The 13624-nt window shown below is 74.3% G+C and carries 15 protein-coding genes; 7 read left to right on the top strand and 8 right to left on the bottom strand.

Features of this window, described 5'->3' with window-relative positions; all coding sequences use genetic code 11:
* The first annotated feature begins 96 nt into the window (after positions 1-96).
* Together ACIP93_RS35660 and ACIP93_RS35655 are read left to right on the top strand one after the other, a co-directional pair.
* Positions 97-894 carry a thymidylate synthase gene (locus tag ACIP93_RS35660; RefSeq protein ID WP_345227491.1) on the top strand — a complete coding sequence of 266 codons (798 nt, stop codon included), beginning with the start codon at positions 97-99 and terminating at the stop codon, positions 892-894.
* Positions 891-1409 carry a dihydrofolate reductase gene (locus ACIP93_RS35655; protein WP_401766198.1) on the top strand — a complete coding sequence of 173 codons (519 nt, stop codon included), beginning with the start codon at positions 891-893 and terminating at the stop codon, positions 1407-1409. The genes ACIP93_RS35660 and ACIP93_RS35655 overlap by 4 nt, the downstream gene beginning before the upstream one ends.
* Positions 1410-1455: 46 nt before the next feature.
* On the opposite strand, the gene rph is transcribed toward ACIP93_RS35655, so the two are convergent.
* Positions 1456-4131, bottom strand: coding sequence for a rifamycin-inactivating phosphotransferase (rph, locus tag ACIP93_RS35650; RefSeq protein ID WP_401766196.1), 2676 nt, complete (start codon positions 4129-4131; stop codon positions 1456-1458).
* A gap of 162 nt (positions 4132-4293) precedes the next feature.
* Positions 4294-5286 carry an NAD-dependent epimerase/dehydratase family protein gene (locus tag ACIP93_RS35645; RefSeq protein ID WP_401766193.1) on the bottom strand — a complete coding sequence of 331 codons (993 nt, stop codon included), beginning with the start codon at positions 5284-5286 and terminating at the stop codon, positions 4294-4296.
* Between the two features lie 152 nt (positions 5287-5438).
* Here ACIP93_RS35645 and ACIP93_RS35640 point away from each other — a divergent pair, with 152 nt between their 5' ends.
* A complete protein-coding gene (locus ACIP93_RS35640) occupies positions 5439-6050 on the top strand; it encodes a DoxX family protein (protein WP_345227481.1) in 612 nt (203 codons plus the stop codon).
* A 102-nt stretch (positions 6051-6152) separates the two neighbouring features.
* On the opposite strand, the gene ACIP93_RS35635 is transcribed toward ACIP93_RS35640, so the two are convergent.
* Both ACIP93_RS35635 and ACIP93_RS35630 read right to left on the bottom strand, forming a co-directional pair.
* Positions 6153-7526 (bottom strand): uracil-xanthine permease family protein, encoded by a 1374-nt coding sequence (locus ACIP93_RS35635; protein ID WP_401766190.1) that lies wholly within the window; start codon positions 7524-7526, stop codon positions 6153-6155.
* Positions 7523-8677, bottom strand: coding sequence for an aryl-sulfate sulfotransferase (locus ACIP93_RS35630; RefSeq protein ID WP_345227476.1), 1155 nt, complete (start codon positions 8675-8677; stop codon positions 7523-7525). The genes ACIP93_RS35635 and ACIP93_RS35630 overlap by 4 nt, the downstream gene beginning before the upstream one ends.
* A 225-nt stretch (positions 8678-8902) precedes the next feature.
* Between ACIP93_RS35630 and ACIP93_RS35625 the strand changes: the two genes are divergently transcribed.
* A complete protein-coding gene (locus ACIP93_RS35625; RefSeq protein ID WP_345227474.1) occupies positions 8903-9475 on the top strand; it encodes a cupin domain-containing protein in 573 nt (190 codons plus the stop codon).
* Positions 9476-9507: 32 nt separating this feature from the next.
* Here the strand turns inward: ACIP93_RS35625 and ACIP93_RS35620 are convergent, their stop codons facing one another.
* Positions 9508-10068, bottom strand: a complete 561-nt coding sequence (locus ACIP93_RS35620; protein ID WP_401766187.1) for a GNAT family N-acetyltransferase — start codon at positions 10066-10068, stop codon at positions 9508-9510.
* A 19-nt stretch (positions 10069-10087) separates the two neighbouring features.
* Complete coding sequence (locus ACIP93_RS35615) at positions 10088-10585, bottom strand: NUDIX hydrolase (RefSeq protein WP_345227469.1); 498 nt, start codon at positions 10583-10585, stop codon at positions 10088-10090.
* Positions 10586-10785: 200 nt separating this feature from the next.
* Here ACIP93_RS35615 and ACIP93_RS35610 point away from each other — a divergent pair, with 200 nt between their 5' ends.
* The 3 genes from ACIP93_RS35610 to ACIP93_RS35600 all read left to right on the top strand — a co-directional run bounded on the left by ACIP93_RS35610 (position 10786) and on the right by ACIP93_RS35600 (position 12643).
* On the top strand, positions 10786-11094 hold the full coding sequence (locus ACIP93_RS35610; protein ID WP_401766184.1) for an SCO0607 family lipoprotein: 309 nt from the start codon (positions 10786-10788) through the stop codon (positions 11092-11094).
* Between the two features lie 102 nt (positions 11095-11196).
* On the top strand, positions 11197-11466 hold the full coding sequence (locus ACIP93_RS35605; RefSeq protein WP_380836853.1) for a hypothetical protein: 270 nt from the start codon (positions 11197-11199) through the stop codon (positions 11464-11466).
* A 73-nt stretch (positions 11467-11539) separates the two neighbouring features.
* A complete protein-coding gene (locus ACIP93_RS35600; protein WP_401766181.1) occupies positions 11540-12643 on the top strand; it encodes a winged helix DNA-binding domain-containing protein in 1104 nt (367 codons plus the stop codon).
* 20 nt (positions 12644-12663) lie between these two features.
* Here ACIP93_RS35600 and ACIP93_RS35595 read toward each other — a convergent pair whose 3' ends face one another.
* Entirely contained in the window at positions 12664-12972 is a 309-nt protein-coding gene (locus ACIP93_RS35595) for a hypothetical protein (protein ID WP_401766178.1), read from the bottom strand.
* A gap of 83 nt (positions 12973-13055) precedes the next feature.
* Positions 13056-13583 (bottom strand): GNAT family N-acetyltransferase, encoded by a 528-nt coding sequence (locus tag ACIP93_RS35590; protein WP_401766175.1) that lies wholly within the window; start codon positions 13581-13583, stop codon positions 13056-13058.
* Positions 13584-13624 lie beyond the last annotated feature (41 nt).

Raw genomic sequence — 13624 nt, 5'->3', positions numbered from 1 at the left:
CCGGGGGCCCGCACGGTCTCCCCGCCCGTGCGGTCCGGCGTGCCCCGCCGGGCGTGGTTTCGGGGTGCGCGGGAGGGATCAGTAGACTCCGGGACTGTGGCGGACAACCAGTACGAAGACCTCTTGCGGCTGACACTCACCTCCGGAACGGCCAAGGCCGACCGGACGGGCACCGGTACCCGGAGTGTCTTCGGGCACCAGTTGCGGTACGACCTCTCGCAGGGGTTCCCGCTGGTCACCACCAAGAAGGTGCACCTGCGGTCCATCGTGTACGAGCTGCTGTGGTTCCTGCGCGGCGACTCCAACATCGGCTGGCTGCGGGAGAACAAGGTCACCATCTGGGACGAGTGGGCCGACGCCGACGGCGACCTCGGCCCGGTCTACGGCGTCCAGTGGCGCTCCTGGCCCACCCCGGACGGCAGCCACATCGACCAGATCAGCGGTGTCCTGGACACGCTGCGCAACGACCCCGACTCCCGCCGGATGATCGTCTCCGCCTGGAACGTCGCCGAGCTGGACAAGATGGCGCTCGCCCCGTGCCACGCCTTCTTCCAGTTCCACGTCGCCGACGGCAGGCTCTCCTGCCAGCTCTACCAGCGCAGCGCCGACCTCTTCCTCGGCGTCCCGTTCAACATCGCCAGCTACGCCCTGCTCACGCACATGGTGGCCCAGCAGGTCGGCCTGGAGCCCGGGGACTTCATCTGGACCGGCGGCGACTGCCACATCTACGACAACCACGTCGAGCAGGTCACCGAGCAGCTCTCGCGCACCCCCTTCGACTTCCCCGAGCTGCGGCTGCGCAAGGCCGACTCGCTCTTCGACTACGCCTACGCGGACGTGGAGGTCGCCGGCTACCGGCACCACCCGGCCATCAAGGCCCCGGTCGCCGTATGAGCACCGCCGGTACCAGGGTCGGACTGATCTGGGCGCAGGCCCGCGACGGCGTCATCGGCGCGGACAACGCCATCCCCTGGCGGCTGCCCGAGGACATGGCCCACTTCAAGGCGACCACCCTCGGCCACCCCGTGGTGATGGGGCGCAGGACCTGGGACTCGCTGCCCCCGCGCTTCCGCCCGCTGTCCGGCCGGCGCAACGTCGTCGTCACCCGCGACCCGCACTGGGCCGCCGAGGGCGCCGAGCGCGCCGGGTCCGTCGCCGAGGCCCTGGAACTCGCGGCCCGGGAGCCGGAAGCGGCCGAGGTGTGGGTGATCGGCGGCGGGGAGGTCTACCGGGCCGCCCTGGAGCACGCCACGCTGCTCTCGGTGACCGAGATCGACGCCACGGTCGCCGGCGACACCTACGCCCCCGTGCCGGGCCCGGCGTGGCGGGCCGCCGAGGACCAGGACTGGCAGACCTCCACCTCCGGGCTCCGCTACCGCATCCGCCGGTACACGCGCCCCACCGCCTGAGGCGGGAGGCCCGGTCCCGCTGTCGGACGGCCCGGTCCGGGACGGTTCAGTCCAGGAGCTCCACGTAGCCGTCCGTGCCGTGGATGCGGATCCGCTGGCCGTCCCTGATCAGCCGGGTCGCCCCGGCCACCCCCACCACCGCCGGCAGCCCGTACTCACGCGCGATCACCGCGCCGTGCGTCATCAGGCCGCCCACCTCCGTCACCAGGCCCGCGATGCCGACGAACAGCGGTGACCAGCTCGGGTCCGTGAAGGACGTGACCAGGATGTCGCCCGCCGCCAGGTCGGCGTCCGCCAGGTCCAGGACGACGCGGGCCCGCCCCTCCACCGTCCCGGCCGACACCGCGAGGCCCGTCAGCGCGCCCTCGGGCACGTCGTCGCGCCGGTAGGCACCGCTCAGCGCCTCGCCGTCCGAGGTCAGCACCCGGGGCGGGGTGAGGGCGGTGTACGTACGGAAGTCCTCCCTGCGCCGCAGGACCAGGTCCCGGTCCACCCGCCGGGAGCGGGCGGCCTCCCGGAACTCCTCGTACGTCAGGTAGAAGGCGTCCTCCGCCTCCGCCAGCACGCCCGCCGCCGCGAGGCGCTCCGCCTCCGCCAGCAGGGCCCGCTTGTAGGCGAAGAGGCGGCAGATGACGCCGTACTTGGGGTACTCCCGGTAGCCGATGAACGTCCGGACCCGTTCGATCATGTGCCGTGCCTCGGCCGCCTTCGCCTCGCCGTCGGGCAGCTCCCGCAGGCGTGCCAGCACCTCGTCCGCCTTGCGCTCCGCGCGCAGCCGGCCCTCCTCGAAGCGCTTCGCGGCCGCGCCGGGACCGAAGTTGCGCACGTTGTCGAGGATCGCCGGCACCAGCGTGCCCGGGCGCTCCCGCCAGCGCGGGCGGGTGATGTCGATCTCGCCGGCGCAGCGCATCCCGTACCGGTCGAGGTACTTCTCGATCGCGTCCCGCGCCGCGGCCCCGCCCGGGACCTCCGCCAGCCCGTCCAGGAAGTCGTCGCCCTCGACGCCGCGCAGGTACGCCACCGCCTCCGGGTGCGGACGGATCACGTCCGCGACGTCCAGGAGGTCCAGGCCCATCTCGGAGGTGATGTTGTCGGGGGCGGACAGGGTGAGCGTGTCGGCGGCGTTCTTCTCGCCGAGCCACTCCTCCAGTTTCTCGTTGAGCCACCAGGTGGCCTCGTGGCTCGCCATGATCGCCCGCATGCTCAAGGGGTCGCTGAGCACCCGCTTGTGCTCCTCGAAGGCCTCGTCCAGGAAGTCGAAGAGCGCGGGTCCCGCCTTCGACCCGGCGGCCGCCTCCAGCTCGGCGACGGACGCCTCACTGCGCGCGATCAGGGCCGTGACGACCGCCGGGTCGTTCCCGAGCGGCTCGGGGGCGGCGTGCGTCCCGGCGGCCGGGCCGGGAGCGGGCTCCGGTTCGGGCAGTTCCGGTACGAAGCCCTCCCGCGCCAGTACGGTCTCCAGCGCGTCCCGGACCAGCGGGTCGCCCTTCCCCATCAGGTCCAGGAGGCCGTCGCGGACCGAGGGGATGCCCAGGCGCGCGGTGATGTCGACGAACAGCCGCCCGCCCGCCTCCTGCATCGGCGCCATCGCCGTGCGCTGCCACATCGACCAGCCCAGCGGCCTCATCGCGTCGGTCATCATCTGCTGGTGGCCGACGGACACGTACACGTGGTTGCCCCGGTCGGCGGCCTCGGGGACCGGGAAGAGCGTCGTGATCGGACGGCTCTGGACGATCTGGAAGCCGTCGTCGACCAGACACCACTCGATGTCCTGCGGGCGTCCGAAGTGCGCCTCGATGCGCCGGCCCAGCTCCACCAGCCGCACCGCCTGCGCGTCGGTGAGCGCGGGCTGCTCCTGCCGCCCGGCGTCGACCGCGACCTCCCGGGTGCCGCCGCCCGGCAGCGCCTCGATCGCCCGCTGCTTGGCGGCGATCGTGCGGGCGGTGACCTCGCCGTCCCGCACCGCGAACACGTCCGGGTTCACCAGGCCCGACACCAGGGCCTCGCCCAGGCCGAAACCGGCGTCCACGGTCGCGGTCCTGCGGTCCCCGGTCACGGGGTCGGCGGTGAACAGGATGCCGGAGGCCTGCGGGAAGACCATCCGCTGCACGACCACCGCCATGTGCACCGTCCGGTGGTCGATGCCCTGGTGCCCGCGGTACGCCACGGCCCGCTCCGTGAAGAGCGACGCCCAGCAGCGGCTGACGTGCCGCAGCACCTCCTCGGCTCCCACGACGTTCAGATACGTGTCCTGCTGCCCGGCGAAGGACGCCGTGGGCAGGTCCTCCGCCGTCGCGCTGGAGCGGACCGCGTAGGCGTCGTGCGCGCCGTGCCGGGCGAGGGCCTCGGTGACCTCCCGCACGAGGGCCGGGGGCAGGGCGATCTCCTCGACCGCCCGGCGGACCCGGGCACTGAGGGCGCGTACCGCCTCCTGGTCGTCGGCGGCCGCGGCCGCCAGCTCGTCCAGCGGGGCGAGGACCGTCGGGGCCTGCGCGACGACGTCCCGGAAGGCCTCCGTCGTCACACAGAAGCCGTCCGGCACGCGGACGCCCTCGATGCGGGACAGCGTGGCCAGGTGCGCGCCCTTGCCGCCGACGGACCCGAGCCGCGCGCCGTCGGTCGCGCGCAGGTCCCGCACATACTTGTCGTGGTCCTGCTGCCCGTGGTCCTGCTGCCCGTCGCACTGCTTCTCCGTTGACTGCCCGGCGTACTGCTCGCTCATCTGTGCCGCTCTCATTTCCGCAGGTGGTGGCCTCGGCGGGTGATTCTGCGGCATTCCGGGGGCCTTGTGGCAAGACCCCCGGTGGGGTATACCTTGGTTGTGGCGGGGAGAGCGGTCTCCCTACCTTTCGTGTGTCCGCCGCCGGGGCGTTCCGGTTCCCGGTCAGCCCAGCGCGTCGATGAGCTCGCGTTCGCGGGTCGCGCTCAGCCCGGTGCGCCGCTCCCGGTCCAGGCCCCGCTCGCGCTCCCAGCGGAGGGTGTCGGCGATCAGTTCCGTGCGCGGGCGGTGGCGCAGCCCGGCGGCGACGGCCGCGGCCCCACTGCGGTCGGAGAAGGCCCGCCAGCCGGGCGCGACGATCCACAGCGCCAGCGACTCGGGGCCCATGTACTCCGCGACCCCCTGCTCGCGCAGCCAGTCCGACGACGCCCGGACGACCGGACCGGTGTGCCCGCCCGCCGCACGCGACAGCTCGATCCACTCCTCCAGCGGCAGCACGGGACCCACCGCGTTGTACGTTCCCGTCGTGCCCTTCTCGGCGGCGTCCAGCAGCCAGCCGCAGAGGTCGCGCACGTCGATCACCTGGGTCGGCAGGGACGGCTCGTCCGGGACCAGCAGCGGGTCCCCGGGGTCGCGCGCCGCGCGGGCTGCCCAGTAGCCGGAACGGTCGCTGTGGTCGCCGGGACCGCCGATCAGCCCCGCCCGCGCGATCAGCAGCCGGTCGCCCACCGCCGCCACGGCCGCCTGCTCGCACGCCACCTTCGCCTCGCCGTACTGCTCGCGCCCCGTCTCGCGCACCTCCGGCTCCGTCGGAGCCAGGAGGGCCGCCGACTCGTCGGCGCCGTGCTCGCCGTGCGTGGCGTACGCGCTGCACGAGGACACGTACGTCCAGTGCCGGGCCCGCCCCTTCAGCGCGTCGAGCGCGTCCCGTACGAAACCGGGCTGCCAGGACACCTCCATCACCGCGTCCCACGTACGGTCCAGCAGCGGCGCGTACGCGTCCGGGGCCGAGCGGTCGGCCGCCACCAGCCGCGCCCCCTTCGCCGCCTCGCCGCTCTCGCCGCGCGCCAGGCAGGTCACCGTGTGCCCGCGTTCGATCGCCTGCCGGGACAACTCCCGGCCCACCCATGCCGTACCGCCCAGAACCAAGATCTCCATGCGGTTCAGCCAACACTCGTCACCCGGCGATGCCCAGAGGGTTCGCTCACGGCGGACCGGCCGTGCGCCCGTCGGCGCGCACCTGCCGCGCGTTTGTCGTACATCTGCCCGCTTCGTGCATGGCGGGCGACGGGGCGGGGAACCCGTGCCGCATGGCACTCATCAGGAGGATCGCAAGGCCCATGCTGGCCTCGACATTCATCAGCGGTGGAATCGGCACCCTCCGGAACCCGGAGAAGGCGGCCGCCGCCGCCGAGCCCGTGGCGCTTCCGCTGGCGCGGAAGGTGCCGAAGCTGCCGACGGACCCGGAGCAGCTGGTACGGATCAACGCCGCCGTGCAGGTGGGCGCGGGCGCCCTGCTCGCCCTGGGGCGCTTCCCGCGGCTCGCCTCGCTGGCCCTGGCGGGCACGCTGGTGCCGACCACGCTGGCCGGACACCGCTTCTGGGAGGAGAAGGACCCGGAGGCGAAGGCGGAGCAGCGCAACCACTTCCTCAAGAACCTCTCGCTGGCGGGCGCGCTGCTGATCACCGCCGCCGACACGCACGGCAAGCCGTCGATGGCGTGGCGGGCCCGCAGGTCGGCCACGGCGGGTCGGCGCGCCGCCGAACGGGCGGGCCGGCGCGCCGAGCTGACGGTCCGTCGGGCGGACGCGGCGCGGGCCCGCTCGCTGCGCTCGGCGCAGGGCAGGTCACGGGCGGCGGCGGGCTCGGCGCAGAAGCGGGCGAAGGCGGCGGCGGGGTCGGTGCGCAAGAAGGTCGCGTAACACCCGGGACGGCAGGGCGCGTCCGGCCTGGGGCGTGCGGCCGGGGCGTGCGGCGGGGCGGCCCCGGCGTGCCGCCGGGCGCGCCGGGTACCCCTCCCCGGGTCAGCCGGAGGGCCGCCCGGCGCCGACGCCTCCGGCGGCGCGTCCGGAGCGGGCGGTCAGCGTGAAGAGGCCGTGGAGCAGGACCGCCGTCAGGGTTCCCGCCACCACCCCCGAGCCCAGTACGGTCCGTACCCAGGAAGGAAAGCCCGCGTAGAGCTGCGGAGCCACCACCGGCAGCAGGCCCGCCGCCAGTGCCGACGCCGCGACCATCGAGTGGCCCTGCCGCGCCAGGTCCGCGCGGGCCAGCATCTGCACGCCCATCACCGCGATGAGGGCGTAGACGACCAGGGCGCTGCCGCCCACCACCGCCGGCGGGACGCCCGCCACCGCCCGCGACACCGGGGCCAGCAGACCGACGGCCACCAGCAGCGCGCCGGCCGCGGCCGTGACGTAACGGCTGCGCACGCCCGTGAGGCGGCTGATGCCGATGTTCTCGGAGCTCGTGACCATGAGGGACGTGCCCCACAGACCGCCGAGCAACGACATCACCGCGTCCGCCCGCGCCACCTTCGGCACGTCCCGCCCCGGTGCGGCCGCCCGGCCCGAGGCCTCGCTGTTCAGGACGGTCTGGCCGGTGATCTCGGCGAGCGTGGTGAGGCTGAAGATCAGGAGCGGGAGGGCGGCCAGGAGGTCGAACCGCGGCGCTCCGTACGGCAGGAGGGCGGGGAGCGCGAAACCGGCGCCCGCCGCCGGGGTGAAGGCGCCCAGCCCCGTGGTCACCGCGATCGCCGTGCCCGCCGTCATGCCGATGAGGACGGCACTCTGGCGCCACACCCCGCGCAGCAGGAGGTACGCGGCGAGGGTGACGGCCACCGTCAGAGCGGCCAGCACGACGGACGCCGGGAGCGCCCGGCCGGTGGGCCCGGTGACCAGTTGCGCCGCCACCCGCACCATCGCGATCCCGATCAGCAGCACCGTCACACCCATGACGAGGGGCGGGAAGAGCCGTACGATCCGCGCGTACAGCGGTACCACCGCCAGCAGGAGCAGCGCCGCCAGGAACACCGAGCCCGTGGCCACCGCCGGTCCGTGGTCGGCGGCGATCTGGAGGAACAGCGCGGCCGCCGCCCCGCCGGGCAGCATCACGAAGGGCAGCCGGGCGCCGACCTTCCACACGCCGAGGGACTGGAGCAGGGAGCCCGCCCCGCAGAGCACGAGCACGGCGCTGAGCAGGGAGGCCGTGCGGGCGGGGGAGAGGTGGAGGGCGGCGGAGGTCAGGAAGACGGTGGAGATCGGGGCCGCGGCCATCGCGAGCACGTGCTGGACGGCGAGCGGCGCCAGGCGGGCGAGGGGAACCCGCTCGTCGACCGCCGTGACTTCCGGGGCCTGCCCGGCCCCCGGGGCCTCCGCGGCCCCGGTGAGCGGCTTGCTCATCGGCCCGTCTCCAGCGGTGCCGTCGCCGGCCGCGCCGTCTCCAGCCACGGCAGCTCCTCCGCCGCGTAGCGGTACGCGCGGAAGACCGCGTTCGGCTCGGCCGGGAAGAGCCCGCGCACCTCGGACTCCGCGTACCCGCCGAAGTACGGGACGACGTACTCCCAGACGACCAGCCCGTCCGGCGTGACCTCGAAGAGACGCCCGGCGGGGGAGTCGGCGACGAGCGTGTTGCCGTTCGGGAGGCGCTGGGCCGAGCCCATGAACGGCGCGAAGAAGGACTCCCTGGCGGGGTCGTGGTACTCCCACACCACTTCCCGCGTCGTCCGGTCGATCTCGATGACCCGCGAGTACGGCACGTCGTGGCCCGGGCGGAAGACGCCGTTGTCGAAGACGAGGAAGTTGCCGTCGGGGAGCTCGGTGGGGTGGTGCTGCTGGGAGACCGTGCCCGGGTCCGTGCGCCACACGACCTCGCCGGTCTCGCGGCTGATGACGATCACGGCGGAGGAACTGCGCAGGCTGGCCAGGACGTTGCCGTCGGCGAGCGGGGTCACGGAGTTGATGAGCGGCCAGTGCTCGCGGGCGTAGTCGGGGTGCAGGGCGTACGCCTCGCGGTCCAGGTGGTCGGCGGCGCGCCAGGACCACACCGGGGAGCCGTCGGCGTCGAGCTGGACGATCGTGTCGGCCCAGACCGTCCCGCCCCCGGCCTCGGAACCGGGCACTCCGCCGCGCACGGCTTCCGCGTCCGTGCCCGTCAGGGGCTCGACGGCGGTGTAGAGGACGCCGCCGTCGTCGAGGTGGTGGGCGTCGTGGTGCTGGAGGGGGTCGACGTGCTCGCGCAGCGGAGTGCCGTCGGGGGCGTAGACGCCCATGACTCCGCCCCGGTACTTGTGCCACATGGGGAAGAGGGCCTGCCGGCCGGGGAGCACGCCGTTGTGGGCGAGGTCCCCGCCGGGCAGGATCCGCGCGTGCCGCCCGGCCCGGTACGGCAGCTTCCAGGTGTGCGCCTCGGTGCCGTCGAGGCCGATCAGGTGGACGCGCCCGCCGTCGGTCAGCGGTGCGAAGAGGGTGTATCCGGGGAAGGCGCGGTCGGGGTCCAGAGCGATGAGCCCCGTGCCGCGGCGGCGGCGCTGATTCTGGTCGACGGTGGTCACGGCGGGCCCTTCCGATGGGGTCAGAATTTCTTTGACGAGGTGGAACTTCTTTGACGCTAGGGGAGTTGTGTGTCAGCGGTGTGACAGGAGCACGAAGCCTCGCGCGACCCCGCATAGGGTGACCGCGGAAGGCGGGCGACCATGGCGGAAACGGGTGCGCGGGGCGTGGCAGGACGGAGCGTGGATGTGGGCGGTACGGGCGCGGGGGAGGAGCCGGACGCGGGTGTGCCGGGGACGGACGCGCCGGGCCGTGGCGGCGGGCCGCACAGTGGGCTCGGCGGGGCCGTCCGCCGGCGGCGGCGCGCCCTGGACCTGACCCTGGCCGCCCTCGCCGACCGCAGCGGCCTCTCCGTGCCCTTCCTCAGCCAGGTCGAGAACGAGCGCGCCCGCCCCAGCATGCGTTCCCTGCAACGCATCGCCGACGGCCTCCGGAGCACCGCCGTTCAGCTCATGGCCGCCGCCGACGACGCGCGCGCGCCGCTCCACGTCGTCCGCGCCCAGGACGATCCCGGCCTCGCCCGGAACGCGGGAGTGCGCCCCCTGGTGCGCGGGAACCGCCGGCTGCACGCCCTCGAATTCACCGGGCCGCAGCAGGCCGACCGCGAATTCCTGCACGAGAACGACGAGTTGATGTACGTCGCGGACGGCACCGCCGAGGTCCACGCCGAGGGCCGCACCCTCGTCCTGGAACGCGGCGACACCCTGTACCTCGCGGGCGGCGTGCGCCACCGCTGGCGCGCCACCAGCCCGGACACGCGCGTGCTGCTGGTGGCGGTGGCGGACGGCGACCAGTACTGACGTACCGTCAGAAGCCTTTCACCGTACGGCTCCTACATCACCGGCGGCTCGTCGTGCAGGACGCGCTGGAAGAGATGGCTGTCCTGCCACCTCCCGTCGATGTGCAGGTAGCGCGGCGCGGTGCCGATCCGGTCGAATCCGCACTTCTCCAGCACCCGCTGGGACCGCACGTTGCGCACCACCGTCGACGCCTCGACCCGGTGCAGCCCGAGCGCCTCGCCCGCCGTCTCGCACACGTGCCGCACCGCCGCGCTCGCCAGGCCCCGCCCCAGGTGCCCGGCGGCCACCCAGTACCCGAGGGAAGCGCTGCAGAACGGCCCCCGCACGATCCCCGACAGCGTCACCGCACCCACCACCCGCCCCTCCCGCACCATCAGCCACGGTACGAGCCTCCCCTCCTCGTGCTGCGCGAGCCGGTCCCGCAGCCGGGCCGCCTGGCCCTCGGCGGTGAAGTAGCTCTCCGGCCAACGGGGTTCCCAGGGGCTCAGGTGCTCCCGGTTCTCCCGCACGGCCGCGGCGAGCGCCTCGGCGTCCTCGAGGGCGGCGAGGCGCAGGTCGACCCCTCCGGGCAGGGCATACGTCGAAATGATCACGCGGCCACGGTAACCGCGCTCAGGACGGCACCGGGCCGCCGTCCTGCAAGTACAGGCTTCCGCCGGTGCGCAGCGCCTCCCGTACGAGTGCGAGGCGCGCCGTCTGCCGCGGGCCGACCAGGGGTTCCCACTCCTCCACCGTGCGCAGGCCCCAGTCGTCGTGCTCCGGGGACAGCACCGGGGTGAACGAGGCGCGGGTGATCGCGGGGCCGCGGAAGAGGAACTGCGCGTACGGGGCCAGGCCCCGCGGGCGGCACCAGTCGACGCCCAGCAGGGCGGGGCCGCAGGTGAGCTGGTGCGCGGTCTCCTCGTCCACCTCGCGGACCGCCGCCTCCCACGGGTCCTGCCCGTGCTCGACCGTTCCGCCGGGGAACTGCCAGACGTCCTCGTACGTGGCGTGCAGGAGCAGCAGGCGCAGGTCGGGGTCGTGGAAGACCACGGAGGCGGCGGAGGTCGTGCGGACCATGGAGGCCAGCCATTCCTCGTGCGTGGGCTGTTGCTGTACGGCCGTGTCCATGCTGCGCAGTATTCCCCACGGCGCCGGACCGGGCCCGAACTTCCTCTGGGGGAGGGCCAATTGATCACCCCTTACGGTGAACGCCCCCGCCGTCGTCCCCGCCCGTGCCGACGAGCGCCGTACGGGAGAGCGGGCGAGAGGGTTGACACCCCGCGAACGGGTCAGGCTTACCTCCGTCGCCGACCCGCAAGGAGCCCACCGTGCACCTCCGCCACGCCAGGTACTCCCGTACCGCCCGCGCCGTCCTCGTCACGGCTTCCGCCGCGGCGGTCCTCGCCCTCTCCGGCTGCTCGGCGCAGGACGCCAGCTGCGGCGGCGACGAGTACCCGGTCCTGGCGGTGGGCTCCACCGGCCGGGCCTGCGCCCCCGAGGGCGAGGAACCCCCGAAGGGCTACGCCCGCTTCCCGGAGGGCAAGGTGCCGGAGCGGGTGGGCGACGAGTGGGACACGTACTGGCAGACCCACACCCTCGACGAGAACGGCCGTGTCGTCACGGCCCCGCAGGAGTAGCCGCGCGGAGCGGCCGGGCGGCCCCGCCGGCCCCGCGCCGTGCGTCCCGGGGCACGCGTAGGGTGAGGCGCGACGAGACGCACCGCACCCGGAACGACGGACATGAGCAGAGGACTTCGGCACGTGAGGGCGATCCCGGCGCGGTTTGCCGCGCACGTCGGACGGACCGTCAGGGACCTGCCGGCCCCGGTCAAGGAGGAGATCCACGCGGCCGTGCTGCGGGCGTGCGGCGACCCGTGGTCGTGGCCGCAGGCCGACAAGTACGAGCTCGACGACACGGTGCGGGTGATCACGACGTCCGCCGCCATCGTCCACTACGTGATCCTGACGGGCCCGGACCCGCATCTGTGGGTCTTCGCGATCGTCACCTGAGGGGGCGGGCCGGCCCGGCCCCGGATATCCTGCGCGGAGCCGCCCTCCGCCGTCAGGAACGGAGTCCGCCCCGATGACCGCCGCCCTCCTCGACGCCCGGGCGCTCAACCGCGCGACCCTCGCCCGCCAGCTCCTCCTCGGCCGTTCCGACCTGTCGCCCCTGGACGCCGTGCAGCACCTCGGCGGCCTCCAGGCCCAGGAGCCGCAGGAACCCTTCATCGGGCTCTGGTCACGGCTCGAAGGGTTCCGACCCGCGCGACTGGACGGCCTGCTGACGGAACGTCAGGTCGTCCGTACGCATCTGATGCGGCGCACCGTCCACCTCGTCACCGCCGACGACGCCCTCGCCTGGCGCTCCCGCCACGACGCGATGCTCCAGCAGAAGGTGCTCGCCGCCTACCGCCGGGAGCTCGCCGGGATCGACCTCGCGGAGCTCGCCGCGGCGGGCCGCGAGGTCATGGCCGACGGCCGGCCCCGCACCCTGGCCGAACTCTCCCGCGCCCTCGTCGACCGCTGGCCCGAACCGGGTGTGCGCCCCCTGGGCGAGCTGCTGGTCTCCGCCCTGGTCCCGATGGCCCAACTGCCCCCGCGCGGCCTCTGGCGCACCCGGGCCGGCGTCCGCAACCTCCCGCTCTCCCTCTGGCTGGGCCGCGCCCCGGACCCGCTGCCGGCCACTGCCGACGACCCGGTCGGGCAGACGCTGGTACGCCGCTACCTCGCCGCGTACGGACCCGCGGCCTCCGCGGACCTGCGGGCCTGGTGCGGTGTCGCGGGACTGCCGGCGGCGGTGGCCGCCGTACGCGGCGAGCTCGTCGCCTTCCGGGACGAACGCGGCCGCGAACTCCTCGACCTGCCCGACGCGCCCCGCCCCGACCCGGACACCCCGGCCCCGGTACGGTTCCTGCCCGCGTTCGACAACGCCGTCCTCGGCTACCACGACCGCAGCCGGATCATCGACGACGCCCACCGGGGGCTCTCGGTGGCGGGCACCCGGGTCGCCCTGGTCGACGGGCGGGTCGCCGCGACGTGGATCACGGACGCGGACGGCACGGTGACGGTCACCCCGCTCACCCGGCTCTCCCGCACCGACCGCACCGCGCTGACCGAGGAGGGGCAGCGCCTGGCCGCCTTCCTCTCCGACGGGCAGAGCGACCGGGCACGCCTCACGCCGCCCTGACGCGGGCGGACGACTGCTCCTCAGCGCCGTGGCCGCTCGGGCCCTCGGGCGCGGATGCGGACCACCTTCGCGTCCAGGTCCACCTGGAACGGCGGCTCCTCCGCCGGACGCACGTTCTTGCGGACGCGCTCCTGCTCCAGCTCGCGCCGCTGCGTCTGCGCGGCGGGGGACAGGTCCCGCAGCAGGTCCGCGCCCATCGCGGACAGGCCCCTGCGCCTGCGCCAGTGGACCCAGCCCCGGCCCTCCATCCAGAGCAGGGCACGGTCCGCCAGGAAGATCGCCGCGGCGAGCCCGGCGAGAACGGCCACCTGCCACACCGCGTTCGTCATGTGAGGCTGAACGGGCGCGGTGGGCAAGGAAGTTCCCGGGTACGGACATCCGCCCGCACCGGGCCCCCGGCGGCGGCCGGGGCTCAGCGCGGCGTGGGGGCGGGGCGGACGCCGAACCACTGCTCGGCGCCCCACGCCTCGAACCGTTCCGCCTCGACGAAGCCCAGTTTCCGGGCGAGGCGCATCGAGGGGACGTTGGCGGTTTGGGTGGCGAGTACCACCGGTTCGCCGGGGTGCGCCGCGGTGAACCGGTCGAGTGCGGCCCGGCACGCCTCGGCGGCGTACCCGTGTCCCCACGCCCGCGGCAGGAATAGATAGCCGAGTTCGGTCCTCCCGGCGGCCTGCGGGAGGAGCCCCGTGTCCCGTTGGAGGGTGAGTCGGCCGATCATCGCCCCGTCGCGCTCGACCACGAAGCAGCCCGGGCGCCGGCCCGGCACCTCGGGCATCGCGCGTTCGAGCTCCTCGCGCGGCTGCGGGCCGCCGACGTACGCGTTCACCTCCGGGGAGGAGAACAGGTCGACGAAGGCTCCGCGGTCCCGCGCCTGCGGCGCGCGGAGCACCAGGCGTTCGGTCCGCAGGGGCTCGGGGAGCCAGGGGTCCGGTGTGTTCATGCCGGGCAACCTACCGTTCGGTCATGCGCGCGCGAGCACCC

Origin of the sequence: Streptomyces sp. NPDC088745, assembly GCF_044751045.1 — a bacterium.
GTDB classification, from domain to species: domain Bacteria; phylum Actinomycetota; class Actinomycetes; order Streptomycetales; family Streptomycetaceae; genus Streptomyces; species Streptomyces cremeus.
The sequence above is the reverse complement of the archived record's forward strand: the minus strand, read 5'-3'. Positions and strand labels throughout refer to the sequence as shown.